25 protein-coding genes are annotated in these 25,356 nt (G+C 73.2%); 14 read left to right on the forward strand and 11 right to left on the reverse strand.

The genetic code is table 11. The features are described 5' to 3' along the window. Positions 1-96 precede the first annotated feature (96 nt). From GQ466_RS27810 to GQ466_RS27820, 3 genes are read left to right on the forward strand one after another with little or no spacing between them, the layout of a single operon-like run. Positions 97-2,112, forward strand: coding sequence for a hydantoinase/oxoprolinase family protein (locus GQ466_RS27810; RefSeq protein ID WP_161106033.1), 2,016 nt, complete (start codon positions 97-99; stop codon positions 2,110-2,112). Continuing rightward, a complete protein-coding gene (locus tag GQ466_RS27815; RefSeq protein WP_161106034.1) occupies positions 2,109-3,830 on the forward strand; it encodes a hydantoinase B/oxoprolinase family protein in 1,722 nt (573 codons plus the stop codon). Before GQ466_RS27810 ends, GQ466_RS27815 begins: the two co-directional genes overlap by 4 nt. Further along, positions 3,830-4,642 carry an alpha/beta fold hydrolase gene (locus GQ466_RS27820; protein WP_161106035.1) on the forward strand — a complete coding sequence of 271 codons (813 nt, stop codon included), beginning with the start codon at positions 3,830-3,832 and terminating at the stop codon, positions 4,640-4,642. Before GQ466_RS27815 ends, GQ466_RS27820 begins: the two co-directional genes overlap by 1 nt. Here GQ466_RS27820 and GQ466_RS27825 read toward each other — a convergent pair. Beyond that, a complete protein-coding gene (locus GQ466_RS27825; RefSeq protein WP_161106036.1) occupies positions 4,631-5,356 on the reverse strand; it encodes a TetR/AcrR family transcriptional regulator C-terminal domain-containing protein in 726 nt (241 codons plus the stop codon). The two genes, GQ466_RS27820 and GQ466_RS27825, sit on opposite strands and share 12 nt — an antisense overlap. A gap of 149 nt (positions 5,357-5,505) precedes the next feature. On the opposite strand from GQ466_RS27825, the gene GQ466_RS27830 reads away from it, so the two are divergent. The 8 genes from GQ466_RS27830 (at position 5,506) to GQ466_RS33010 (ending at position 13,380) form a co-directional block, all read left to right on the forward strand. Continuing rightward, positions 5,506-6,429, forward strand: a complete 924-nt coding sequence (locus GQ466_RS27830) for a transporter substrate-binding domain-containing protein (protein ID WP_161106037.1) — start codon at positions 5,506-5,508, stop codon at positions 6,427-6,429. 82 nt (positions 6,430-6,511) lie between these two features. Next, the gene (locus tag GQ466_RS27835) at positions 6,512-7,429 is read left to right on the forward strand and encodes a transporter substrate-binding domain-containing protein (RefSeq protein ID WP_161106038.1); all 918 of its coding nucleotides are present in this window, start codon (positions 6,512-6,514) and stop codon (positions 7,427-7,429) included. Beyond that, positions 7,426-8,265: an HpcH/HpaI aldolase/citrate lyase family protein gene (locus GQ466_RS27840; protein ID WP_161106039.1), complete on the forward strand. Its 840-nt coding sequence runs from the start codon at positions 7,426-7,428 to the stop codon at positions 8,263-8,265. Before GQ466_RS27835 ends, GQ466_RS27840 begins: the two co-directional genes overlap by 4 nt. Continuing rightward, on the forward strand, positions 8,262-9,230 hold the full coding sequence (locus GQ466_RS27845; RefSeq protein ID WP_161106040.1) for an amino acid ABC transporter permease: 969 nt from the start codon (positions 8,262-8,264) through the stop codon (positions 9,228-9,230). Before GQ466_RS27840 ends, GQ466_RS27845 begins: the two co-directional genes overlap by 4 nt. Continuing rightward, positions 9,227-9,994: an amino acid ABC transporter ATP-binding protein gene (locus GQ466_RS27850; protein ID WP_272918117.1), complete on the forward strand. Its 768-nt coding sequence runs from the start codon at positions 9,227-9,229 to the stop codon at positions 9,992-9,994. The genes GQ466_RS27845 and GQ466_RS27850 overlap by 4 nt, the downstream gene beginning before the upstream one ends. Before the next feature lie 23 nt (positions 9,995-10,017). Continuing rightward, a complete protein-coding gene (locus GQ466_RS27855) occupies positions 10,018-11,220 on the forward strand; it encodes a CoA transferase (protein WP_161106041.1) in 1,203 nt (400 codons plus the stop codon). 1 nt (position 11,221) lies between these two features. Further along, on the forward strand, positions 11,222-12,046 hold the full coding sequence (locus GQ466_RS27860; protein ID WP_161106042.1) for a cyclase family protein: 825 nt from the start codon (positions 11,222-11,224) through the stop codon (positions 12,044-12,046). After that, positions 12,043-13,380: an MmgE/PrpD family protein gene (locus GQ466_RS33010; RefSeq protein WP_161106043.1), complete on the forward strand. Its 1,338-nt coding sequence runs from the start codon at positions 12,043-12,045 to the stop codon at positions 13,378-13,380. The genes GQ466_RS27860 and GQ466_RS33010 overlap by 4 nt, the downstream gene beginning before the upstream one ends. Before the next feature lie 28 nt (positions 13,381-13,408). Here GQ466_RS33010 and GQ466_RS27870 read toward each other — a convergent pair whose 3' ends face one another. The 4 genes from GQ466_RS27870 to GQ466_RS27885 all read right to left on the reverse strand — a co-directional run bounded on the left by GQ466_RS27870 (position 13,409) and on the right by GQ466_RS27885 (position 17,687). Next, positions 13,409-14,545: a cytochrome P450 family protein gene (locus GQ466_RS27870; protein WP_337193652.1), complete on the reverse strand. Its 1,137-nt coding sequence runs from the start codon at positions 14,543-14,545 to the stop codon at positions 13,409-13,411. 468 nt (positions 14,546-15,013) lie between these two features. After that, on the reverse strand, positions 15,014-15,409 hold the full coding sequence (locus GQ466_RS27875; RefSeq protein WP_161106045.1) for an Rv0361 family membrane protein: 396 nt from the start codon (positions 15,407-15,409) through the stop codon (positions 15,014-15,016). 115 nt (positions 15,410-15,524) lie between these two features. Further along, positions 15,525-16,442 carry a hypothetical protein gene (locus GQ466_RS27880; RefSeq protein WP_161106046.1) on the reverse strand — a complete coding sequence of 306 codons (918 nt, stop codon included), beginning with the start codon at positions 16,440-16,442 and terminating at the stop codon, positions 15,525-15,527. 546 nt (positions 16,443-16,988) lie between these two features. After that, positions 16,989-17,687, reverse strand: a complete 699-nt coding sequence (locus GQ466_RS27885) for a hypothetical protein (protein ID WP_161106047.1) — start codon at positions 17,685-17,687, stop codon at positions 16,989-16,991. Between the two features lie 284 nt (positions 17,688-17,971). Here GQ466_RS27885 and GQ466_RS27890 point away from each other — a divergent pair, with 284 nt between their 5' ends. Then, complete coding sequence (locus tag GQ466_RS27890) at positions 17,972-18,325, forward strand: isocitrate lyase/phosphoenolpyruvate mutase family protein (protein WP_161106048.1); 354 nt, start codon at positions 17,972-17,974, stop codon at positions 18,323-18,325. A 169-nt stretch (positions 18,326-18,494) separates the two neighbouring features. Beyond that, entirely contained in the window at positions 18,495-19,022 is a 528-nt protein-coding gene (locus GQ466_RS27895; RefSeq protein WP_202421241.1) for a cupin domain-containing protein, read from the forward strand. Positions 19,023-19,035: 13 nt separating this feature from the next. On the opposite strand, the gene GQ466_RS27900 is transcribed toward GQ466_RS27895, so the two are convergent. The 6 genes from GQ466_RS27900 to GQ466_RS27925 all read right to left on the reverse strand — a co-directional run bounded on the left by GQ466_RS27900 (position 19,036) and on the right by GQ466_RS27925 (position 24,230). Further along, positions 19,036-19,704: a TetR/AcrR family transcriptional regulator gene (locus GQ466_RS27900; RefSeq protein ID WP_161106049.1), complete on the reverse strand. Its 669-nt coding sequence runs from the start codon at positions 19,702-19,704 to the stop codon at positions 19,036-19,038. A 50-nt stretch (positions 19,705-19,754) separates the two neighbouring features. Continuing rightward, entirely contained in the window at positions 19,755-19,958 is a 204-nt protein-coding gene (locus tag GQ466_RS27905) for a DUF7489 domain-containing protein (RefSeq protein ID WP_202421242.1), read from the reverse strand. A gap of 113 nt (positions 19,959-20,071) precedes the next feature. After that, positions 20,072-20,737, reverse strand: coding sequence for a response regulator (locus tag GQ466_RS27910; protein ID WP_161106051.1), 666 nt, complete (start codon positions 20,735-20,737; stop codon positions 20,072-20,074). Beyond that, on the reverse strand, positions 20,734-21,843 hold the full coding sequence (locus GQ466_RS32515; RefSeq protein ID WP_202421243.1) for a histidine kinase: 1,110 nt from the start codon (positions 21,841-21,843) through the stop codon (positions 20,734-20,736). The genes GQ466_RS27910 and GQ466_RS32515 overlap by 4 nt, the downstream gene beginning before the upstream one ends. A gap of 41 nt (positions 21,844-21,884) precedes the next feature. Beyond that, positions 21,885-23,408, reverse strand: coding sequence for a carboxylesterase family protein (locus GQ466_RS27920; RefSeq protein WP_202421244.1), 1,524 nt, complete (start codon positions 23,406-23,408; stop codon positions 21,885-21,887). 165 nt (positions 23,409-23,573) lie between these two features. Next, positions 23,574-24,230: a DJ-1/PfpI family protein gene (locus GQ466_RS27925; RefSeq protein WP_161106053.1), complete on the reverse strand. Its 657-nt coding sequence runs from the start codon at positions 24,228-24,230 to the stop codon at positions 23,574-23,576. 185 nt (positions 24,231-24,415) lie between these two features. Here GQ466_RS27925 and GQ466_RS27930 point away from each other — a divergent pair, with 185 nt between their 5' ends. Further along, positions 24,416-25,354, forward strand: coding sequence for a GlxA family transcriptional regulator (locus GQ466_RS27930; RefSeq protein ID WP_161106054.1), 939 nt, complete (start codon positions 24,416-24,418; stop codon positions 25,352-25,354). Positions 25,355-25,356: the final 2 nt, after the last annotated feature.

Here is a 25,356-nt window from a genome sequence, read left to right on the forward strand (position 1 = left end):
TTACGGTAATAGAATGCTTATGAGGAACGCTCCCTGTCGAGCGGTGTGCGAAGCCGGGGTCCGGCGGTGACCGGGCCGGTGCGCGGAAGTCATGCGGTGGCCGTCGACGTGGGCGGCACCTTCGTCGACGTCACGCTGGCGGACCTGGCGACGGGCCGCCGGTGGGTCAGGAAGGTGCTCTCCGACGAGGGGCCGCGCCGCGCCTTCGTCCGGGGGCTGGAGGCCGTGTGCGCCGACGCGGGCATCGCGGTCGGCGCCCTGGACCGCGTCGTGCACGGCATGACGCTGTCCACCAACGCGATCCTCCAGGCCGCCGAGACGGGCACGGCGGCGGTGGTGACGGCGGGGTTCCGCGACGTCCTGGAGATCGGACGGCACGACGCGCCCCGCAGCGGGAACACCTTCCGCTGGCTCAAGCCCCGCCGCCCGGTCGGACGGGACCGGATCGTCGAGGTCGCCGAGCGCGTGACCTGGGACGGCACCGTGCTCGTCCCGCTGACGGAGGCCGAGCAGGACGCCGCGGTGGCGGCGCTGCGCGCGCTGAAGCCGACGGCCGTCGCGGTGTCGCTGCTGTACGGGTACGCCCACCCCGAGCACGAGCGGCGGCTGGCCGAGGCGATCCGGACGAGCCTGCCCGGCGTCCACGTGACCTGCTCGCACGAGGTGCTGCCGCAGGCGGGCGAGTACGAGCGGTCGACGGCGACCGTCCTGAACGCCTACACGATGCCGTCCGTGTCGGACTACCTGACGGGCCTGCTGTCGGATCTGTCCGACATCGGGGTCCGGGCGCCGCTCTACATCATGGCGTCGGACGGCGGCGTGCTCGGCGCGGCGGACGCCGGACGGCTGCCCATCACCACCGTCCTGTCGGGCCCGGCGGGCGGCGCGGCGGGGGCGGCGCGGTTCGCGGCCGGACGCGGCGCGTCCCGGATCCTCACCCTGGACGTGGGCGGGACCAGCAGCGACGTCGCGTGCGCCGACGACGGCGCGGTCGACCTCACCGTGGACGCGCACATCGGCGCGTTCCCCGTCGCGCTGCCGGTGCTGGACGTCAACACCGTCGGCGCGGGCGGCGGCAGCATCGCGCGGGCGGCGGGCGGCCGGTTCACGGTCGGCCCGGCCAGCGCGGGCGCGCGGCCCGGCCCGGTCTGCTACGGCCGGGGCGGGACCGAGCCGACGGTGACCGACGCCCTGCTCGTGCTCGGCTGGCTGCCCGAGCGCATCGCCGGCGGGGCGCTGACGCTGGCGCGGGAGGCGGCACGGGAGGCGATCCGGACCCGGCTGGCCGAACCGCTCGGCATCGACGTGACGGCCGCGGCGGCTGGAACGGTCCGGCTCGCCAACGCGCAGATGGCCGACGCGATCCGGCGGATCTCCACCGAGCGCGGCCGGGACCCCCGCGACTACGCGCTGCTGCCGTTCGGCGGCGCGGGCGGGCTGCACGCCGTCGAGGTGGCCCGGCTGCTGCGCGTGCCCCGCGTGCTCGTGCCGCCCGCGCCGGGCGTCTTCACGACCGAGGGCCTGCTGGCCGCCGACGTCCGCCGCCATCTCGTGCGCTCGTTCCCGCGTCCGCTGCCCCTCGGCGCGGCCGGCGACCTCGACGCGGCCTACGCGGACCTGGAGCGGCAGGCGGCGGAGCTGCTGGACGCGGGCGCGGCCACCGAGGGACACGACCTCGTCCGGTACCTGGACCTCCGGTACGCAGGGCAGGGGTACGAGCTCATCATCGAGGCCACCGAAGATGTCGCCGCCGCCTTCCACGACGCCCACGAGACCCGCTACCGGTACCGGCTGCCCGACGCGCCCGTCGAGATCGTCCGCGCCCGGCTCGCCGTGTCCGGACGGCTCGCGCACGCGGACCGGCCCGCCGCCGAACCCGCCGAAAGCGCCGCCGGGCCCGGACGGCGGGACCTGTACTTCGACGGCCACGGCTGGCTGCCCGCGACGATCCACGAACGCGCGGGCCTTCGTCCCGGCGACGCCGTCCGCGGCCCCGCCGTCGTCCAGGAGTACGACGCGACCACGATCCTCCCGCCGGGGGCGACGGCCGTCGTCGCCGCCGACGGCGCGCTGACCATCACCGTCACCGACGAACCGGAGCGTTCCGCATGACCCCCGCCCTCGACCCGGTCACCCGCGAGGTGATCCTGAACGGCTTCACGGCGATCGTCGCGGAGATGGAGGTGCTGATCGGACGCGCCGCGATGTCGCCGAGCTTCAAGGACAAGAAGGACTACTTCATGGGGCTGTACGACCGTGACGGCCGCATGGTCCACGCCCTGACGAGCTACTCCGGCGCGGGCCTCGTCCGTCCCGTGCTGGAACGGTACGACGCGGACTCCATCGCGCCCGGCGACGTGTTCTTCTACAACGATCCGTACAGCTCGCACGGGGCCGTCCAGCACCTGCCCGACATCGTGGTCCTGATGCCGTACCACTCCGGCGCGGGCCGGCTGGAGGGCTTCGCCGTCGCCTACGGCCACCTGGAGGACATCGGCGGGCTGCGGTACGGGAGCGCGTCGATGGACGCCCGCGACACCTTCAACGAGGGCGTCGCCTACCCGCCCATGCGCGTCGGCACGGACGGCGCGGTGGACGACTGGTTCCTGGCGCTGCTCACCCGCAACTCCCGCGCGCCGCACCTCGTCCGGGGCGACTGGCGCGCGCTCCTGGCTGGCTGCCGCCTCGGCGTCGACCGCATGCGCGCGCTCCAGGACCGGTGGGGCGCGGACGCGGTCGCGGCGACCGCCGCCTGGACGATCGCGACGTCGGCGCGGCGGGCGCGGGCCGTCCTGGACGAGCAGATCCCCGACGGCCGGTACGAGGCCGAGCAGTTCGTGGACGGCACGGCGGCGGGCCGCGACCGGATCAGGGTCCACGCCGTGCTCACCAAGTCCGGCGCCGACCTCGTCCTCGACCTGACCGGCTCCGACGACCAGGTGGACGTCCCGCTGAACTATCTGGCGAGCCTGCCGGGGGCGCGGCTCCTGCTGGCGCTGCAACTGCTCGTCTTCGACGCCGACCTCGGCATGAACGAGGGGGCGCTGTCCACGCTCACGGAGCTGCGGGTCCGGCCCGGGAGCATCGTCCAGCCGCACTTCCCGGCGCCGCTGCACTCGCGGTCGGCGGTGAAGAACGCCGTGGCGGGCTGCCTCGCCACCCTGCTCGCGAAGGCCAACGGCGGGCGGATGACCGCGCCGATGCCCGGCTACGTCGTCTGCCACTTCGCGTTCGACGGCGGCGCCGGACGGTCGGCGTTCGGCGAGACGCTCGGCGTCGGGCTCGGGGCGCGGCCGTTCGGCGACGGCGCGGACGTCATCTACGGCGGCGCGCAGCGCAACTACCCGGTCGAGCAGGTGGAGCCGGAGACGCCGGTCCGGATCGAGCGCTACGAGATCCGCCGCGACTCGGGCGGCCCCGGCCTGCATCGCGGCGGCTGCGGTGTGCGGCGCGAGCTGCGCGTGCTCGCCGACGCGGTGTTCAGCCCGCGGCTCGGGAACACCGCGATCCCGTCCCCCGGCGTCGGCGGCGGGCTGCCCGGCGGGCTCGGGAAGGTCACCGTCGTGCGGCGGGACGGCACCGAGCAGACGTATCCGGGCGTCCACGGCGACATTCCAGTGCGCGCGGGCGAGCTGGTGCGGCTGGAGAGCAGCGGCGGGGGCGGGTTCGGCGATCCCCTGGACCGTCCGGCCGCCGCCGTGCTGCGCGACGTCCGCGAGGGCTTCGTGTCCGTGGAGCAGGCGCGGGCGGCGTACGGCGTGTGGATCGCCGACGGCGAGCTGGACGAGACCGCGACCCTCGCCGGACCACGCGGCGCGCGGAGCCGGTGATGCCGACCGAACTGATCCGGGGCCGCCGCGTCCGCTACGAGGTCCATGGCGCGGGCGAGCCCGTCCTCGCGATCGGCGGCTGGGGCCTCGCCACCGGTAACGGGTTCGCCAACCATCCGGCGGTGCTCCGCGACGCGTACCGGTTCGTCGTCTACGACCACCGGGGGCTCGGCGGGTCCGGGGACGACGACCGTCCCGGCTCCACCGAGCTGTACGCCGACGACGCCGCCGATCTCGCCGACCACCTCGGCCTCGGGCCCGTGCACGTGCTCGGGACGGGCGGGATGGGCGCGTGCGTCGCGCAGCATCTCGCCGTCCGGCGGCCCGGCCTCGTCCACGACCTGGTCCTGTCGGCCGGATGGGCGGGACCCGAGCCGTACCACCACGCCCAGCAGGAGCTGATGCTGCTGCTGCGGCAGCTGGACGACCCGCTGCCCTACCGGCTGTTCGGCTCGCTGCTCACGGTCGCGCCCGAGCGGTTCACGGCGGAGACCGTGACGGCGTCCGCGCGGCACCAGGCGGGCGGCATGCTCGACCGGCGGGACGCGCACCTGAAGCTCGTCCGCGCCAACCTGGAGCACGACGCCCGCGCCCTGCTCGGCAGGATCGCCTGCCCCACGCTGGTGGTGTGCGGCGAGCGCGACCAGCTCGGCGCGCCTCGGCTGGCCCGCGAGCTGGCGGGGCTGATCGACGGGGCCGAGCTGGTGGTCGTCCCGGGCGCGACGCACGTGTTCCGCGACGACCCGGAGGCGCACCGGTTCTACGGGGAGACCGTGGCGGCGTTCTTCGACCGCCACCGGCTACCCGTCTGACGGGCCGCCGGCGAGCGCCGCGAACTCGGTGCGCAGGCCGTCCAGGACGCGCTCCAGACCCCACTGGAACTGGGGTTCGAGCGCGCCCTGCGGCATCAGTTCGCCGGCGGCGTGGACGAGCGGGAACTCCTCCGCCGGGAGGTCGGCGAGCGCGTGGCGCCACCACCGCCGGTACTCCTCGTGCGGCCGGGTGCGCTGCAGCTCGTAGGTGACGAAGCCGAGGGTGTAGGTGTGCGCCGACCGGTAGGCGCGCACCGCCTCGGCGAGCGGCCAGCCCGCCGCGGTGAGCACCGTCAGCAGCGACTCGACCGACTCCGCGACCCGCCTGCTCCAGAACCGGTGGGTCACGAACAGCTCGGTCAGCGCGCGGTGGGCGACCATCTGGTCGCGCAGCGCCACCGCGTGGGCGCGCAGGTGGTCGGCCCAGTCGCCGTCGGGCGCGGGACGTTGCGGCATCAGCTCGATCATCCGCGCGGTCATCAGCCCGAGCAGTTCGTCCTTGTCCTTGGCGTAGCCGTACAGCGTCATCACGCCGCAGCCCAGCTCGGACGCCAGGCGCGGCATGCTCAGCCGGTCCAGCCCGTCCCGTTCGGCGACGGCGATGGCGGCGTCGACGATCCGCTCGACGGTCAGCGTCCGGCGCCGTCCGCCGCGCCCGCCGCGCCGCCGTCCGGTGCTCGTCGCCTGGGCGGGGATCTCTGACGGCTCGTCCACTGCTGGCTCTCCCGACTGTTCGCTGGGTCCGTGCGACCCACCCTTGACAGCGTGCTGGGGCAACCTTACGCTGCCGAATACCGTAAGGCATACGGTAACAAGTTCAGTCCTTCTCGTTCATCCCACCCCCTCGCGGAAGGAACCCGCCGATGCCGTCCACCACCCGCGCGTCCGCCGCCCTGGCGGCTGCCGCGCTCTGCCTGACCGCCGCCGCGTGCGGCGCCTCCGGCGGCTCGTCCGGCGGCTCGTCCGCGCCCGCCGCGGCGGACGCCGGGCTGCGCAGGCTCGTCCCCGCGTCCTTCACCGCGAAGGGCGCCGTCACGGTCGCGGTGATCCAGTCCCCGCCGTTCAGCGTCGTCGAGGGCGGCGGCAAGGTCTCCGGCATCACCGTGGACCTGCTGCGGACGGCGTCCGCGCGGCTCGGCCTCACCCCGAGGTTCGTTCCGGTGGCGTCCTCGGCCGTCGTCGCGGGGCTGGCGTCGGGCAAGTTCGACCTGGCCGGCCAGCGCGGCGACTACGTGGAGCGGCAGGGCGCCGCCGCCACCATCGACCTCGTCCACAGCCACGCGGGCGGGCTGGTCCCGGCGTCCGCCGTCAAGGCCGCCACGTCCATCTCCTACGTCTGCGGACGGCGCGTCGGGCTCCAGCAGGGCTCGATCGCCAACGAGACGATCGGCCTGCTCAACGCCGTCTGCGCGAAGGCGGGGAAGGCGGCCGGACGTCCGAGCTTCTTCCCCGACTTCAACGCGATGGCCCTCGCCCTGCGCAGCGGACGGGTCGACATCGTCCTGAACGACCGCGCGGGCAACCAGGTCGCGGCGCGCGCCTCCGGCGGGACGATCGCCGCCGTCGACTTCCCCGACGCCGACCTGCCGGGTTTCCACGACACGCTGCTCGGCCCGGGGACGTCCGCCGCGAACCGGCCGCTCGCCGAGGCGTTCCTCGCCGCCTTCCGCGCGATGGCCGCGGACGGCACGTACGCCGCCCGCTTCGACGCGTACGGCGTGGCCGAGGCCAAGCTGCCCGCCGACCGGATCCGCATCAACGGCAGCACGCAGAAGCTCGCCGGATGAGCTGCTGAGCCGCACCCCACCGATTTCCCCCTCTCCAGGTCCGACGCGTCAGGCGATCGGCCTCTCGCGGAAGGAACCACCGATGCCGTCCACCCTCCGAAGGAAGACCCCCGCGCTCGCGGCGGCCGTGCTCTGCCTGGCCGCCGCCGCGTGCGGCACATCCGAGAAGGCGGGCTCCACCGCCACGGCGGATCCGGCGCTGAGCAGGCTCGTCCCCGCGCCGTTCGCGGCGAAGCGGACGATCACGGTCGCCGTCGTGCAGTCGCCGCCGTTCAGCGTCATCGAGAGCGGCGGCAAGGTCTCCGGGATCAACATCGAGCTGCTGCGCACGGCGTCCGCGCGGCTCGGCCTCACCCCGAAGTTCGTGCAGGTCGCGTCCTCGGCGATCGTCGCGGGGCTCGCGTCGGGCAAGTTCGACCTCGCCAGCCAGCGCGGCGACTTCGTGGAGCGGCAGCCGGCCGCCGCCACCGTCGACCTCGTGCAGAGCCACGCCGGCGGGCTCGTCCCCGCGTCCGCCGCCAAGTCCGCCACGTCGATCACCTACGTGTGCGGACGGCGCGTCGGGCTCCAGCAGGGCACCGTCGCCAACGAGACGATCGGCCTGCTCGACGGCGTCTGCGGCAAGGCCGGAAAGGCGCGGATCCGCGCCGCCTTCTTCCCCGACTCCAACTCGATGGGGCTCGCGCTGCGCAGCGGGCGCGTGGACGTCGTCCTGGACGACCGGTCGGCCAACCAGATCGCCGCGCGCGCCTCCGGCGGGAAGATCGCCGCCGTCGACTTCCCGGACGCGGCCACGCTGCCCGGCTTCCGGAACACGCTGCTCGGCCCGGGGACGTCCGCCGCGAACCGGCCGCTCGCCGAAGCGTTCCTCGCGGCCTTCCAGGCGATGGCCAAGGACGGCGCCTACGCCGCCCCCTTCGACGCCCACGGCGTGCCGGACGCCAAGCTCGACGGCGCCCTGATCCGCATCAACGGCAGCACGCAGAGGCTCGCCGCATGAACGGGATCCGAAGCTGGCTGTACGTCCCGGCCGCGCAGCCGCACCGCGTCGCCAAGGCGCTGTCCGGCGACGCCGACGCCGTCGTGATCGACCTGGAGGACTCGGTGCCCGCCGCCGGCAAGGCGGCGGCGCGGGACCTGCTCGCCGGGACGCTCGGCGACGTGCTCGCCGCGCCGGGCCACAAGCCCGTCGCCGTCCGGGTCAACGCGCTGCCGGGGCCGGGCGCGGACGATCTGCGCGCCCTGTCCGGCCTGCCACTCACGGCCGTCCGGCTGCCGAAGACCGAGGACCCCGGCGAGGTCCGGCGGGCCGCCGACCTGCTGCCGGGGGTCGACCTGCACCTGCTGGTCGAGTCCGCGCTCGGGCTGCGGCGGTGCTTCGAGCTGGCGGGCTGCGCGCCGTCGGTGCGCGCGCTGCTGCTCGGCGAGGGCGATCTGTCCCGCGACCTCGGCTCCGGCCATCCGGCGATCATGGACGCGGCGCGCTTCCGGGTCCTGCTCGCCGCCCGCGCCGCCGGGCTCCCCGCGCCGTCCCTCAGCGTGTTCCGCTCCCTCGACGACCTCGACGCGCTCCGGGCCGACACGCTGCGCGGCAAGGACCTCGGGTTCTTCGGGCGCTCGGTGGTCCACCCGCGCCAGGTTCCCGTGGTCAACGCGGTCTTCGCCCCCGACCCGGCCGAGATCGCCGAGGCCCGCGCCGTCCTGGCCGCCGCGGCGGACGCCGGGACGCGCGGCACCGCGGCCTGGCGGACCGCGGACGGCGAGATCGCCGACCTCGCCGCGGTCCGCGCCGCCGAGGACGTCCTCGCCCGCGCCGCCGGAACGGAGGACCGATGACCGACATCCGTTCCAGCGCCGTCACGGCCGCTCCCCCGGCCGCCGGCGGCGTGCCGCGGCGCCTGCCCCGGCGGCACCCGTTCCGCTGGCTCGCGCTCGCGGTGATCCTGGTGCTCGCCGCGATGTTCGCGCACGGCCTCGTCACCAACCCCAACCTCCAGTGGGACGTCGTCCGCCACTACTTCACCTCCGCCGACGTCCTGCGCGGCCTGCGGGTGACGATCGAGCTGACGGCGGGCACGATGATCATCTCGATCGTCCTCGGGACGGCCGTCGCGGCGCTCCAGATGTCGGGCGGCCCGCTGCTCGCGGGCGTCGCCGGGGTCTACGTGTGGGTCCTGCGGAGCGTGCCGCTGCTCGTCCAGCTCCTGTTCTGGTTCAACATCTCCGCGCTCTACCCGCGGCTCTCGCTCGGCGTGCCGTTCGGCCCGGAGTTCGTCTCCGGGAACGTCAACGCGTTCATGACGCCCTGGGTCGCGGCCCTGGTCGGGCTCGGCCTGGAGGGCAGCGCGTTCGTCGCCGAGACCGTCCGCGCGGGGATCCGGTCCGTCGAGCCGGGCCAGACCGAGGCCGCGCGGGCGCTCGGGCTGCGCGGTCCGGCGATCTTCCGCTGGATCGTGCTGCCGCAGGCGATCCCGGTGATCATCCCGTCGCTGGCCAACATCCTCGTGATCACGCTCAAGGCGACCGCGCTCGTCAGCGTCATCTCGCTGTCCGACCTGCTCTACACGGTCGAGACGATCTACGGACGCACCTACCAGCCGATCCCGCTCCTGCTCACCGCGACGATCTGGTACCTGATCCTCACCCTGCTGCTCACGCTGCTCCAGCGCGGGCTGGAGCGCCGCTTCGGCCGGTCCGCCCGGCGGGGCGCGCCCGCGCCGCTGTGGCGGGACGCGCTGGCGGGCCTCGGGTCCGGTCTCGCGCGCTTCGTCGTCCCGTCGAACCGGAGGGCCGCCCGATGAGCGAACCGATGCTGGTGGCGCGCGACGTGTCCAAGAGCTACGGACGCCAGACCGTCCTGTCCCACTTCGACCTCACGGTGGACGAGGGCGAGGTCGTCTGCCTCATCGGGCCGTCGGGCAGCGGCAAGTCCACCTTCCTGCGCTGCGTCAACCATCTGGAGCCCATCGACAGCGGCGAGGTGTCGGTCGCCGGGCACCTCGTCGGCTACCGGCGCACGGGCGCGCGGCTGCGGGAGCTGTCGCCGCGCGAGATCGCCGCGCAGCGCAGCGACATCGGCATGGTCTTCCAGGGCTTCAACCTGTTCCCGCACCTGCGCGTCCTCGACAACCTGACGCTCGCCCCGCGCAAGGTCCGCGGCGTCGACGCCGCGACCGCCGAGACCCGCGCCCGCGCCGCCCTCGAACGGGTCGGGCTCGCCGGGAAGGCCGCCGCGTACCCGCGGCGTCTGTCCGGCGGCGAGCAGCAGCGGGTCGGCATCGCGCGGGCGCTGATGATGGAGCCCCGGCTGATGCTCTTCGACGAGCCCACGTCGGCCCTCGACCCCGAGCGCGTCGGCGAGGTGCTCGACGTCCTGCGCGACCTCGCCGCCGGCGGGATGACGATGCTCGTCGTCACGCACGAGATGGAGTTCGCGCGGGCGGTCTCCCACCGCGTCGCCTTCCTGGACGGCGGCTCCGTCGTCGAGTGCGGGCCGCCCGGCCAGATCTTCGACTCCCCCGCCGAGGAACGGACGCGGAGCTTCCTGCGCCGCCTCGGCCACTGACCCACCACAGCGAAGGACATCACGTGGAACCCACCCCTCCCGCCGGGCCGTTCACCGGCCTCAAGGTCATCGACGCCGCCACCCTCTTCGCCGGTCCCGGGGCCGCCACCCTGCTCGCCGACTACGGCGCGGACGTCCTGAAGATCGAGCACCCGTCCGCCGGCGACCCGGTGCGGCGGCACGGCTACAGCAAGGACGGCGTCAGCCTGTGGTGGAAGGTCGTCGCCCGCAACAAGCGCGCGATGACGCTGAACCTCGGCGTCCCGGCCGGGCGCGACATCCTGCTCGCGCTCGCCGCCGAGGCCGACGTGCTCGTGGAGAACTTCCGGCCCGGCACGATGGAGCGCTGGGGGCTCGGCTGGGACGAGCTGCGGGCCGTCAACCCCGGGCTGATCTTCGTCCGCGTCACGGGGTTCGGGCAGTTCGGACCGTCGGCGCGGCGTCCCGGCTTCGGCACGCTCGCCGAGGCGATGAGCGGGTTCGCCTACTCCACGGGCGCGCCGGACGGGCCGCCGACCCTGCCGCCGTTCGGGCTCGCCGACGGCATCGCGGCGCTCACCGGCGCGTTCGCGATCAGCGCCGCGCTGCACGCCCGCCGCGCGACCGGACGCGGCCAGGTCGTGGATCTGGCGATCATCGAGCCGATCCTCCAGGTCGTCGGCCCGCAGGTGACGCTGTTCCGGGAACTGGGCGTGGTCGAGGAGCGCAACGGCAGCCGGTCGGTCCACAACGCGCCGCGCAACGTGTACCGCACGCGCGACGGCCGGTGGCTGGCGATCTCGACCAGCGCGCAGAGCATCGCCGAGCGGGTGATGCGTCTCGTCGGGCGGCCCGAGCTGGTGGACGAGCCGTGGTTCTCCTCGGGGGCGGGCCGCGTCGCGCACGTCGAGGAGCTGGACGCGGCCGTCGGCTCGTGGATCGCCGCGCGCACCGCCGCCGAGGTGACCGCCGCGTTCGAGGAGGCGCAGGCGGCGGTCGCGCCCGTCTACAGCGCGGCCGACATCGTCGCGGACGAGCAGTACGCCGCGCTCGGCACGGTCGTGGACGTCCCCGACGACGAACTCGGCTCCGTCGCGATGGTCAACGTCCCGTTCCGGCTCCAGGACACGCCCGGCCGGATCCGGTTCGCGGGCCGTGCCAAGGGCGCCGACACCGACGCCGTGCTGACCGGCCTCGGCTACGACGACGCGCGGCGCGAGGCGCTGCGCGAGAACGGAGTGATCTGACATGGCCGTCGATCTCGCGGACCTGTTCGACGCGCTCGGCACGGCGGACGTCTTCGACCTCGGGCAGCCGCTGGAGGCCGGGATGCCGTGCTCGCCCAACCATCCGGGCTTCCGCATGGCGCTGATCCGGCGGCACGGCGACCGGGTGGGGCCGGACGGCGGCAGCGGCGCGAACGAGCTGATCGTCACCGGCGGCCACGTCGGCACGCACCTGGACGCGTTCAGCCACGCCGCGCGGGACGGACGGCTGTTCGGCGGGCACGACGCGCTGGCCGCCTCGGTCGGCGGCCGGTTCACCGTGCACGGCGTCGAGACCGTCGCGCCGTTCCTGACCCGGGGCCTCCTCGCCGACGTCCCAGCTCTCAAGGGCGTGTCCCGGCTGGAGCCGGGGTACGGGATCACCGAGCGGGACGTCGCCGCCGCGCTCGGGCCGCTCGCGATCCGTCCGGGGGACGTGGTGCTGGTGCGGTCGGGCTGGCCGCAGCTCTACGGCGACGCCGCCGCCTACCTCGGCGCCGCGACCGGCGTCCCGGGCATCACCGAGTCCGCCGCCCGGTGGCTCGCCGACCAGGGCGTGCGCGCGGTGGGCAGCGACACGACCGCGACCGACCGCATCGCGCCCGGGGCCGGCCACTCGCGGCTGCCCGCGCACGGCGTGCTGCTCGTGGAACGAGGGGTGCACATCATCGAGGTGATGGATCTGGAGGGGCTGGCCGCGCGGGGCGTGCGCGAGTTCCTCTTCGTCGCGATCCCGCTCAAGATCGTCGGGGCCACCGGGTCGCCGGTCCGGCCGCTCGCCGTCGCGTTCGGATCGGTCCCGGCGTGAGCGGGCGCCCGGCCGTGCTCGCGCGGGAGATCGTCGACGCGGCGGCGAGCCCGCCGCCGCGCGTGCTCGCCCGCGCCCGCGCGCACCTGATCGACACCGTGGGCGTGGCCGCCGCCGCTTGCGGGGACGCCGCCGTCACGTCCGTGCTCGGCGCGGTCGGCACCGCGACGGCGCGGGACGCGGCGCTGGTGCTCGGCACCGCGGCGCACGCCCTGGACTTCGACAACGCGCAGGTTCCGAGTCTCGTCCACCCGAGCTGCGTCTCGGTGCCCGCCGCGCTCGCGGTCGCGGCGTCGACGGGCGCGGACGGCGTCCGGACGCTCACCGCGATCGCCCTCGCCGACGAGGTCGCGCTGTGGTTCGGTGAGCTGGCGGTCGTTGTGGGCGAGGGCAATTCACGGCTGTTCGAGCGCGGCTTCCATCCCACCGGCGTGTGCGCGCCGATGGGGGCCGCCGCCGCGGCGGGGCTGCTGTACGGCCTCTCCGCCGAGGAGCTGGCGCACGCGATCGGCATCGCGTGCAGTTTCGCCGGCGGCATCCTGGAGAGCAACCGCACCGGCGGCCGGATCAAGCCGGTGCACGCGGGGTGGGCGGCCTCGTCCGGGATCACGGCCGCGCTGACGGCCCGCGCCGGGCTCACCGCGCCGCCGACCGCGATCGAAGGACGCTTCGGGTTCCGGCACGCCTTCACCGGCGTCACCGGCGACGTCCCGCCGCTCCTGACGGGGGACGGCTGGCGGATGGAGACCACGCACCTCAAGCCCTATCCGACCAACGGGTTCACGCATCCGGCGATCGACCTGGCCGTCCGGCTGCGCCGGGCAGGGCTGCGGGCCTCGGACATCGCGACGGTCGTCGTCGGCGTCCCCACGCCGACGCTGCGGACGATCGCCGAACCGCTCGCCGCCAAACGACGGCCCGCGACGCCCTACGAGGCCCGGTTCTCCGGACCGTTCACCGTGGCCGTGGCGCTGCGCGGGGGCGGCGGCCTGGGCGTCGGCCTCGGCGACCTCACGCCCGACGCGCTCACCGACCCCGGCCTGTTGTCCCTCGTGGACCGCATCGAGTTCACCGGAGACCCCGAAGCCGACGCGGCCTTCCCCGGGGCGCAACTCTGCCGGGTCACGGTCACGCTGCACGACGGCACCGTCCGGACCGCCGTCACGGAATCGACGAAGCCGACGCTCACAGAGGAGGAACAGCTCACCAAGCTGGACTCCTGCCTGGCCGCCGCGTCGCGTCCGACCGCCGGCCTCCGCGACGCGACGCTCCGTCCCGTCCCCGACCTGGACCCGGCCGCGCTCTACGCCGAACTCCTGACCGTCCTCACGTGAACGCCTTGGGCGATCTCAGAGCCGGACGTCATGCCGGACGGGGAACGACCGCCAGATTCACCGGGCCGGTGACGATGAAGGACCGGATGCGGGCGGACTGTTCCCCGGGATTGGCGAGAGCGAGGTCGGGTAGCCGCCCGAACAATGTGGTCAGGGCGACGTTCGCCTCCAAGCGTGCGAGGTGCGCGCCGAGGCAGAAGTGGGGGCCGTGGCCGAACGCGAGATGTTCCTTGTCGGTGCGGGCGGGGTCGAAGCGGTCCGGACCGTCGGGGTGCCGTTCGGGATCGCGTCCGGCCGCGCCGAAGCCGATGATGATCGGGTCGCCCTTTTTGATGACGACGCCCTCGCCGAGATCGATGTCCTCGACGGCGTAACGCAGCGGAACGTACATGACGGGGCCGTCGACGCGAAGGGTCTCCTCGACGACGTCCTCCCATCCGATGGTCCCGTCCTGGATTAGGGTCAGGTATTCGGGGTGGACGAGAAGGGCTTGGACGGCGCTGGTGATGAGGTTGACGGCGGTCTCGTAACCCGCGCCGATCATGAGGAAGAGGGTGTCCAGTAGAACGGGGTCCGGGATCGGCTCCTGGTCGGGCGCGGACGGCAGGAGCAGGTCGCTGGTCAGATCGGCCGCCGGATGCCCTTTCTTGTACCGCATCAGCTCGGTGAGCCGCTCGTGGAGTTCGGCTTGAATGGCCAGCCCGCGTTCCGGATCGACCGACGGGTCCAGAACGGCGTCGATCGCGATGCCGAGCTTTTCCCGCAGGTGGTCGGGGACGCCGAACAGGTCGCAGATGACGGTCATGGTCAGCGGCAGCGCCAGTTCCCGCCGGACGTCGGCGGTCGCCCCGGGCGGCAGGGCGGCGAGGCGCTCGACCAGCAGGTCCGCGGTCGCCTGGACCTGCGGACGCATCCGCTCGACCCGCCGCGGCGAGAACGACGGGGCCATGCGGCGCCGGGACGCGCGGTGCTCCTCGCCGTACCTGTTGAAGAAGTTGTCCTGCAGAGCGATGGGTCCGAGCGGCCAGCCCGCGGGCACCTCGGCCAGACCGGGCCAGTGCCGCCGGGCGTCGCGCGAGACGCGGGGATCGCCGGTCAGCGCTTGAATGACGCTGTGCCGGGTGACCGACCAGGCGTGGACGGGCCCCGGCAGCTCGACGAGCACCGCCGGCCCCTCGGCGCGTAACGCAGCCGCCTCCGCGTGCAACGCACGACCTGTCGGATCGAGAACGGGACACTGGCGATCGGGCGCGGACGACATACCGATGCTCCCCTCACTGAGAATTAGCCGAATCCCTGCCTCGACTCAGCCGAAACACCGACCCGGCCACAGCAAAAGCGCAAAGCGTCTTTTCTCGCTTATACACGCGCCGTCCACGCCCGACAAGTCACCTGCCAGACAGAGCCGATCGAAATGTGAACTCAAGTTCCCCTGAACCGCTCCGGCCCCTGCAATCCCTGAATCGGCACGAGAACGTCAGCGATTTCCGGTTCGCCAATACCCTGTCTCATGCGTCCAGCCGCACTCCGGCAGGTCATCGCGCGTCAGTGGCCGGACGACCAGGCGCAGCACGATCTCGGCCACCAAGCACCTCGTCTCCCCCGCGAGCGTCTCGGCTTGATGCGCGCCCGGCTAGTTCGCCTTGTTGTAGCGCTCGGTGTCGCAGAGTTTCCAGACGCCCTTTTCCTTGCGGAGGAACAGCGTCGCGGGCTTCTGCCGCGGGCGGGTCACGCGCACTTCGGCGACATTGCCGTTGATCTTGACGTCGTCGACCTTGATCGGGATCGGTTTGGCGTTCGGGTCGCCGCGGCCGTCCGGCGCGTCGATATCGTCGGCGACTCCGGCAGCCTCCTGCGGGCAGAGCATCGACAACAGGGTGACGTTGTCGTTGCGATCAACGGCGCCGGCGAACTCCTTGACCGTCTTGCGAATCTCGTCCTTCTCACCGCCGGCACTGTTCAGGCCGGCGACGACGAGATAGCCAGCGACTACGACGCCGACCAGGGCGACCAATGCGAGGGGCACCACAACGGCAGGGTTCGGCCGCCGGGGTCGCGGTCGCTGCGGCCAGGGCTGTTGCGGGCCGGGTTGCTGCCAGGGGTGCTGCGGGCCGGGTCGCCGGTGTCCGTCGGGTTCCATCGGCTCAGCCTTTCTGGGTCTTCAGAAGCGCCTCGATGAGCTGCTGGACTTCGCTCTCGGCCCTCTCCCTGAGCTGTGCCTGCTCGCGGAGCCATGTGGGGTCGGCGCCCGAGATGAAGGCCGAGCTGCCCGACAGCTTGGAGCTGTTGGCCGTCTTGGACAGCCACTGCGAGTTCGCCGGCGAATTGGCCACCCGCCACATGTCCTCCGGCGTCAGCTTGAGGAAGTTCCGCATGGTCACCAAGCGGCGGAGCGGAATGATGTGGTCGAAGGCCACGCCCGTGACGGGCCTCCCGTTGCCGTAAGCGGGGTCGGGCCCGCCGATCCTCGGGGGCAGTTTGCCCTGGAGGACGCTGGTCCGGGGAATGGCGGGCCGGGTCTTGTCGAGTGCCTGGTAGATGGGCCGGATGACGGACCGGATGGAGGGCGGGAAGTCCGGCGGGATCCTGTCCACCCGGGTCGTCATCGCCTTCTTCCCCGGCCCGTAGTCGAGGAAGTCGTAGGTCTTGGGATTCCAGCGGGTGACCGCCTGCCGCTGCGTGTCGGTCAGCTTCTTGGTCGCATCCGACAGCCGGGCGATCTGACTGGGGTTGGGATTGGGGAACGTCGACTGCGGATGGTTGCGCATGACCTGGGAGAACGCACTGACGCACTGCCGCACCCGCGAGATGGCCTGCGCCTGCGCGGCGTTGAGTTGCCTCGCCTCGGCGTTGTGGGCGTTGACGTAGGCGCGGTCCGTGCTCACCCGCGGCTTGGCGTTGTGCACCCGGATCTGGGCCTGAATGTTCTTCAGCTCGCCGATCGGCCCGGCGCACACGTCCTCGATCGGCCCGGCGGCCACCGCCGACGACGGCAGGGCGGCGACCAGGGAGAACCCGGTCAGCGTCGCGAGCAGGGCGTGCTTGTAGTACGTCGATGCCATCAGAACCTTCCAGTGCGGAGGCCAGGAGCAGATAGATGACAATGTCTATTTGAGCACAGAACCAGGCGGCATCGGCAACATCCCGAACACAGACAGGGCTCATGCGGCACCTGCGAGGACCGCCCCGGCACCCGTCAAGCCGCCGGGGACCTCGGCCAGCACCCCTACAGCCGCACCGTCGGTCAATCTCGGCGCCAGCAGCTGTCCGCGGGCTCCTCGCCCCGGCGCCCTCGGCGGCGTTGGCGAGCCGGCGGATCCGCTGCAGCAGCTCGCCGGGGGCAGCACTCTCCGGCATGGGCGTCGATCCGCCGGAGGGCTCGAACGAATCTCAGCGCATTGATGTCGCACGGCGCGTGATGTCGGCAATTCGGCGGCAAGGACGTTGCAACGCCGATGTACTCCGGCCTTTCGAATCCGAACTCGCCGCCCGAGACATCGGGCGCTCGCTCTGTTTTTCTCGACGCAATCCTCTGACGCGCGCGGTCGTTTCCCGCTTCCGCGGTCATCTGGGGGATGGCCGCGGAAGCGGGAACGGGTGTCAGCGGGTTAGGGGGTCAGGTAGAGCTTGCGGTCGAAGGTGCCTGAGCCGGGGGTGCTTTCGCCGCGGGCGATGGCGGACGCGTTGAGGGTGCCGTTGTTGGGGCAGAGGCCGTCGCTTCCGGTGAGTTTGACCAGGGTGATGTTGGTGGACTTGCCCTGGGCGTCGTCGTTGGGGAGCGGGCGGTTGGGGTTGTCGCGGTTGTAGATGTCGAAGGAGAGGCCGGGGGTGTTGTTCGTGCGGAAGCCGTAGTAGCAGACGCGGTGGGCGAAGAGGAAGTCGCCTTCGAGTTTGAAGGTCAGGTCGCCGTCGATGGCGAGGGTGCCGTCGCGTCCGCCGCTGACGGGCGCGTAGGTGACGTGGCCGGTGTTGCCGGGGAGGTCGCCCAGGTCGGTGGGCGGGGACGAGAGGCCGTTGGACGTCGTGCAGGCGCCGATCGACGCGGCCGTCAGGGCGCCGTTGCCGGCTGACGTGATCGTGCCTTTGAGGTTGGCGTTGTCGCACGTGCCGGTCACGTTCAGGCCGAGGAAGGTGATCCCGAATTTCACGGGGCCGACGGTGGAGACCTGCCAGTTCCCCGAGTAGGGGGCACCGGTGGCGGTCTCTTGGCGGATGGTGGTGGTCGCTGCCGACGCTGTGGTGGCCGTCATCGCGATGACGGCGCATGCTGCCAGCGCTGAGGTGGGCAGGATGGAGCGGATTTTCACCGATTCTCCTGATGGCGGGGTGGGTGCGCGGGGACTCCTTTGTAGAGCAGTTACGGGCACCAGGCCATGTAGTGTGCGACGAATGTTCGCCGACAATTACTCACCAAGTGAATGGGGGTCGTAAACGATCGTTCGCGGACTCTCGGTATGGAGCGGTCTATGTTGGTGCTTGGTGGCTCGGCGATTAATGATGCTCATGGGCGGGCCGCGGCCGGGACGCCTATGGCCCCGGACTGTCGGTGCTGATTGCAGGTTCTGGGGCATCTGTTCCTAGAGTTGTGACCATGACCGAAGAACGACGCCGCGCACAGGCCGCCGCATTCCTGGCGCTGCACCACGGGACCGTTCCGCTCGTCATCCCGAACGTGTGGGACGGCGGCTCGGCCCGCGTCATGGAGCAGGCGGGGTTTCCCGTCCTGGCGACCACCAGCGCGGGCATCGCCTTCAGCCACGGCGTCCCGGACGGAGCCCTGAGCCGCGCCGCGATGCTGGACCGGCTCGCGCAGATCGTCGGGGCGACCGGCCGTCCGGTCGCCGCCGACCTGGAGGCCGGCTACGGCCCGGACGCCGCCGATGTGGCCGACGCGGTCGCCCGGACGCCATCGCCGCGCTCGCCGCCCGCATCCCGGCTCCCCTGAACATCGTCGCGGGCCTCACCGGCGAGCCGAGGACGGTCGCCGAACGGGCACGGCTGGGCGTCGCCCGCATCACCGTCGGCGGCAGCCTGGACGATTCACGCGTCCCCGCGCGGGGGAATGAACCGCGGGGTTTCATCAGACCGTTCACTACGCACGAAGAGGTCGAGACATGTCCTTCATGGCCTATCCCCCGTCCCGCTACGGCGGCACGACGGGTCTGGTCAACGCGAGATTCCGGCCCGCCGACACCGAGCCGGACCTGGTCTCGGGCGGCGTCGACGGGGGCGTCACCGGCGCGAGCCAGAGCCAGCGCACCCATTATCTGGCCACGGGCGCCAGTACGGGCGGAGAGTTCGGGCTCTACCGGATCGACATGCCGCCGCTCGGGCGCGGGCCGCGCACCCATTTCCACCGCACGATGTCGGAGTCCTTCTTCGTCCTTTCGGGGACGGTGAACCTCTTCAACGGTGAGCGCTGGATCGACGCCACGCCCGGCGATTTCCTGTACGTCCCGATCGGGGGCCTGCACGCCTTCCACAACAGCACCGACGAACCGGCGTCCCTGCTGCTGCTGTTCGCTCCCGGAGCGCCGCGCGAGGGCTATTTCGAAGGGCTGAGCGCCGGTCTCGCCGACATGAGCGAACAGGAACGCGAAGAGTTCTTCCTGCTGCACGACAACCACTGGGTCGACGACTGACCGGCGGCCTCCCTCACCCGTCCTGACGAGCGGTGCCGATCGCGCTCACCGGCGGGTGGATCCGGTCGACGAGCTCAAGGTCGATGCCGATCGCCGGATCCACGGCGTGCGCGGCGCGAACGGACGCGGCGAGGGAGGCGATCGCCAGCCCGGCAAGGTCGTCTCGGCTGAGTTCGCGGTGGCGCAGGTGGTCCACGATGATCTCGTTGAGATACGCGACCCAGCCGCGCATGGCGGTGCGCAGGGCGGGACGGACGGGCTCGGTCACGCCCACGGCGGCGAGCACGCGCAGCGCGCCCTGCCACCGGTACTCCTCGATGATGCCGCGCACCTCGACGTCCGTCCCTTGGGCGCTGTGCGTGAGCGTGAGGTATCCCCCGGCGTTCGCCTCGATGTGCGCGATGTGGCGGGTGAGCGCGTCGCGCAGTCGCGCCGCGGGGGTGTCGCCCGCCGGCGGGGCCTCGTGGACGGCCCGCAGGCGGTCGGCGGCGGCCCGGACGGTGGCGAGGTACAGGCCGCGTTTGTTGGCGAAGTGGTGCGCGATCAGCCCGTAGGCCACCCCGGCGCGCCTGGCGATCTCGGTCGTGGTGACCTCGTCGTAGGGGCGCTCGGCGAACAACTGCGCGGCGGCGTCGATGAGCAGCCCGCGGCGATCCGTCCGGCCATCGGTGCTCATCGACATGGGGGAAGTCTAGGCGGGCCGACGCCGCTCGTCCGCCGACGGAGCGGCCGTCATTTCCGCTCGGGGTCGGATCCCGTCCGCTTGACGATTCCGTCGCCGGGCGTCAGCGCGTCCCACAGGGCGCGCGCGACGCGGATCTTTTTGGTGCCGCCGTCGTTGAGCGCGACCTCGACATAGTGGTAGAGATTCGAGCCGTCCGGCGCATTGCGCGATTTGCCGGTGACGACACCTTCCCAAACGTCGTTCTTGCGCACCCGACGCGACCTGAACATGCGATCCTCCCGCTTTTCTCCGGCTTCTCGAAACGAGCCTAGGCGGACGGAATCCGCCCGGCCTCGGCCGCGCGGCGGGTCCTGCGGGTACGACCTCAGGCGGAGGGACGGGGCCGGACCAGCCCGAGGTCGTACGCCATCACGACGGCCTGGACGCGGTCGCGGGCGCCGAGCTTGCGCAGGATCGCCGAGACGTGGGTCTTCACGGTCGCCTCGGCCACGACCAGGTAGGCGGCGATCTCGGTGTTGGTGGCTGCCCTGGCGATGAGCGTCAGCACTTCGACCTCGCGATCGGTCAGCGCCGCCAGCCGCTCCGGCGCGACCGGTTCGCTCGGCTGGACGGCCACGAACCAGTCCAGGAGCCGGCGCGTCACGGTCGGGGCCAGCAGCGCCTCGCCGCGCGCGACGACCCGGATCGCGTCGGCCAGTTCGGGCGGGCGCACGTCCTTCAGCAGGAAGCCGCTCGCCCCGGCGCGCAGCGCGGCGTACAGCGGCTCGTCCAGGTCGAACGTGGTCAGGATGACGACCTTCGGCGGGTCGGGCGCGGCGACGATCCGCCGGGTGGCGGTGATGCCGTCGACGCCGGGCATCCGCACGTCCATCAGCACGACGTCGGGACGGAGCCGGGCCGCCTGCTCGACGGCCTGCGCGCCGTCCTCGGCCTCCCCGACGACCGCCAGGTCCTCCCGGGCGTCGATGATCATGCTGAAGCCGGCCCGGACGAGGGCCTGGTCGTCGGCGACGAGCACGCGGATGGTCACGACGTCTCCTCCAGCGGCAGCAGGGCGCGGACGCGGAACCCGCCGGCCGGATCGGGGCCCGCGTCCAGCGATCCGCCCGCCAGCGCGGCCCGTTCGCGCATCCCCGCGATGCCCTGGCCGCCGCCCGCGCCGGACGGACGCCCGCCGCCGTCGTCGCGGACCTCCACGACGAGGTGGCGGCCGGTGGCGTCGAGCGTGATGTCGGCCGTCCGGGCGCGGGCGTGCCGCAGGACGTTGGTGAGCGATTCCTGCACGATCCGGTACGCCGACAGTTGGACGCCCGCCGGCAGCGTCCGGTCGTCCAGCCCCTCGGCGTGCAGCCGGACGTCCAGTCCCGCAGCCGCGAGCGGCCTGGTCAGCACGTCGAGGTCGGCCAGGCCGGGCTGGGGCGCGAAGGCGTCCGCGTCGGGTTCGGGCTCCAGGGCGCGGACGGTGCGCAGGAACCGCCGGACCTCCGTCAGCGCCCGCCGCCCGGACGACTCCAGATCGCGCAGCGCCTGCCGCGCCCGCGCCGGGTTCGCGTCGAACACGTCGTCGGCCGCCGCCGCCTGGACGACCATGACCGAGACCGTGTGCGCGAGGATGTCGTGCAGTTCGCGGGCGATGCGGGCGCGCTCCTCCAGCACGACGCGCCGCGCCTCGGCCGCCCGGCGCGCGGAACGCGACCGTCCGAGCGCGCCCCAGCTCCAGGCCAGCAGCGCGGCGGCGGCCCACAGCAGCGTGCCCCGGCCGTGCCCGGACGCCCACGGCGGGACGGTCGTCAGCACCAGCGCCGCCACCGCCCCCCAGAGGGACTCGCGCGCCGGACGCAGCCAGGCGAACGTGCTCACGACCACCAGCGCGATCCCCGGACCGATCTCGGGCGCGAGGAACTGGACGCCGGCCCCGGCGACCAGCTCGACCGCCGTCACGACCCCGGGACGCTCGCCCATCCACCAGACGGCGCCCGCCTGCACCGCGATCAGGGCGATCAGCGCGGCCCGTCCGGCGGACGCGGGAACCCCGTCGGGCGTGAGGAGGACGACCGGGGCCAGCAGCGCGAGCGCGCATCCCACGAGGACCGTGCGCCACCGCGGCGAGAGCGTCGCTTCGAACCGATCCGGCACAGTCAGTGACGCTAGCAGCGCAACGAGCCGGACGCCCGGCGTCAGCCCCAGAAGCGGCATTGGTGCTCGGCGGCGGCGTCCACGGTGCGGACGGCGTGCGGTGCGAGGCTCAGCGTGCCGGACCGCCACGTCGGCGCCCCGCGATGGTTCGGGTCGCCGGTGCGGGCGAAGGCGGTCCAGTAGCCGATCATCGTCCGGGCCAGGCCCACGCGGTCGGGCGTGCCGAGCAGGTCCCGTCCGCCGAGGTCGAACAGGTACGGCAGGTCGGTGGCGTGCGCCGCGCCCTGCGGGACGTCGGGGACGTGCAGCCCGTTGACGTTCGGCGCGTTCTCGTCGGCGAACTCGTAGGAGTAGGCGCCGAGCCGCCGGGCGGCGGAGAGCGCCGGGCAGGCCCACGACGCGTCGGTGAGGACGGCCGCCCACGCCAGCCCGGCGGACGGGTAGCGCGCGAGCGGGTACCGGGCGGCGACGGCGTCCGCGTGAGCACCGAACGCCCGCCGCAGCAGCCGCGGATACGTCGCGGGCGTGATCAGCGTCGGGTCGTAGGCGAGGGCGCCGCCGACGAACGCGCGGGCCTCGTCGCGGGTGCCGCCGATCATGACGGGGACGCGGGCGAACGCGCCCTTCCGCAGGGCCGCCGCCGGGTCCTCGGGCAGCAGTTCGGTGCCGTAGGCGAGATGGTCGGCGAAGGACGGCGACTGCGGGAGCAGTTCGGCGGAGGTCTTGCGCCGCAGGCACGCCAGGACGTCCGTGCGACAGCCGAGCTCCTTCGCGGCGGCCAGGCCGTCGTCCCGCGACCGGGCGAGGGAGACATAGGGCCTTTCGGCGGGCGTTCCGGGGAACAGGCCGCCGACGGGCCAGCGCACATCGCACGATCCCGACGAGACGATCGCCTTGGCGACGAGGCCCCGGGCCTTGGGCGAGGTGAGCAGCGCGCACGCCGACATCGCGCCCGCCGACTGGCCGAACACGGTGATGTTGCGCGGGTCCCCGCCGAACGCCGGGGCGTTGCGCCGCGCCCACTCCACCGCCGCGATCTGGTCGGCGAACCCGAAGTCGCCCGATCCGCGCAGCCCGGGGAGCCCGAGGTAGCCGAAGATCCCGAGCCGGTAGTTCACCGTCACGACGATGACATTGCCCTGCTCGGCCAGGCGCCGGGCGTCGTAGTCCTTGCCGCTGCCCTGCGTGAAGCCGCCGCCGTGCCACCACACCATGACCGGAAGGCCGCCGCGCCGTCCGCGCGGGGTGGTGACGTTGAGGTAGAGGCAGTCCTCGCTGGACGGCGCCGGAGGCTTCCGCGCGGGCTGGACGCAGTCGTCGCCCGGCCGTCCGGCGTCCCGCACGCCTTGCCAGGGACGGGCCCGCCGGGGCAGCGTCCAGCGCAGCGCGCCGGTCGGCGGCGCGGCGTACGGGACGCCGAGGAACTGCCGCGAATCCCCCTTCTCCACGCCCCGCAGCCACCCCGAGTCGACGCGCACCGTCAGCGGCGCCTTCGCCGGAGGACACGCCCCCGGCGATCCGGCCGCCATGACCACCGCGAGCACGCCCGCCCTGACATCCGCCACCGCCGAGACCACCCGTCTGATCGCGTCCGCCGCACGCCGCGCCGGATCTCCCCGACGACGCTAGGGACGCGCGCGGCGGCGGGGATCCGGCCAGGGTCCGGTCTTCCGCCTCCGCCCGCGGGCGGAGCGAACGCCCCGCGTCCGCCCGCAGACGGACGACGCGCGTCAGAACGTGGCGGGCGCGGGGCCCTGGTCGCGCCAGACGATGCCGCGGCGTTCGTGGGCGAAAAGCGTCTCGACGGCGTGGGCGATCTGGGGACCGACCTCGCGTTCCAGAAGGTGGAGGCCGAGGTCGAGGCCGGAGGTGACGCCCGCGGCGGTGACCAGGTCGCCGTCGTCGACGACGCGGGCGTCGACGGCGTGGACTCCGGTGGTGGCGAGGACGTCCAGGCCCGAGTGGTGGGTCGTGGCGCGGCGGCCTTCCAGCAGGCCGGCGAGGGCCAGGAGGATCGAGCCGCCGCACACGCTGGCGAGCGTCACGCCGGGGTCGTCCTTCGCCGCTTTCAGCAGCGCGGGCAGTTCGGTCTCCAGGGCGCGCGCGAGCAGGACGTGGACGAGTTCGTCCGGTCCCTCCTCCCCTTCCTCCAGGCGGCCCGCGGCGCCGGGGACCAGGATCAGGTCCGCGCGGTCGGGGTCCAGGGCGGCGGTGGCCTGGAGGACCAGACCGCCGATCCCGGCGGCCACCGGACGCGGTCCCTCGGCGGTGACGAGTTCCACGGTCACCGCGCCGCCGGACGCGGTCCCGCCGGCGTACAGGACCTCGTAGGGGGCGACGGCGTCGAGCGGATCGAAGCCGTCGAACAGGACGATCTGAACGCGCATGAAGAAGTCCTTTCGGGAGGCGTGCCGGAATCGATCCCGACGCTAACCGGGCGCCATCGCGTCCCCCAGTGGCGTGAGCGACACCTTCCAACGGGAAAATGCCAAGGGCCCGGAGAAAGCTGCGACCTGCCGAAAAGCGTCGCGTGCGCCGGGAAATCACCCCGGCGCAGCGGTACGTTCTGGACATGCACACCGTCGCCGTCCTCGCGCTGGACCAGGTGATCCCCTTCGATCTGTCCACCCCGATCGAGGTCTTCTCGCGCACCCGGCTCCCCGACGGGCGGCCCGGCTACCGCATCCGCGTCTGCGCCGAGCGGCCGGAGGTCGCCGCCGGGGCCTTCGCCGTGCGCGCGCCCTGGGGGCTGGACGGCCTCGCGGACGCGGACACGATCATCGTCCCCGGCACCGCCGACCCCGCGACGCCGCCCGCTCCCGAGGTCCGCGCCGCGTTGCGCGAGGCCGCCGCGAACGGCACGCGCATCGCGTCCATCTGCTCGGGCACGTTCCCGCTGGCCGCCACCGGGCTCCTCGACGGCCTGCGGGCCACCACGCACTGGGCCGCGGCCGGTCTCCTGGCCGCCGCCTATCCGAACGTCGAGGTGGACGCGGACGTCCTGTACGTCGACAACGGCCAGATCCTCACGTCCGCCGGCGCCGCCGCGGGCCTGGACCTGTGCCTGCACATGATCCGCCGCGACTACGGCTCGGCCGTCGCGGCCGACGCCGCCCGGCTGTCGGTCATGCCGCTGGAGCGCGAGGGCGGGCAGGCGCAGTTCATCGTCCACGACCACCCGCCCGCTCCCCACGGGTCGTCGCTCGAACCGCTGCTGGTCTGGCTGCAGGAGAACCTGAACTCCGACCTTTCCCTGGCCGACATCGCCGCCCATGCCGGAACGAGCACCCGGACCCTGATCCGGCATTTCCGCGAGCAGACCGGAACCACCCCGCTTCAGTGGCTCCATCGCGCGCGCATCCGCCGGGCGCAGCACCTTCTGGAGGCCACGCGGCATTCCGTCGAACGCGTCGGCGCGCAGGTCGGATTCCGCTCGCCCACCGCGTTCCGCGAACGGTTCAAGAAGACCACCGGCGTCAGTCCCGCCGCGTACCGCCGCGCTTTCGGCTGACC

Source organism: Actinomadura rayongensis (genome assembly GCF_009831215.1).
Taxonomy (GTDB): Bacteria; Actinomycetota; Actinomycetes; order Streptosporangiales; family Streptosporangiaceae; genus Spirillospora; species Spirillospora rayongensis.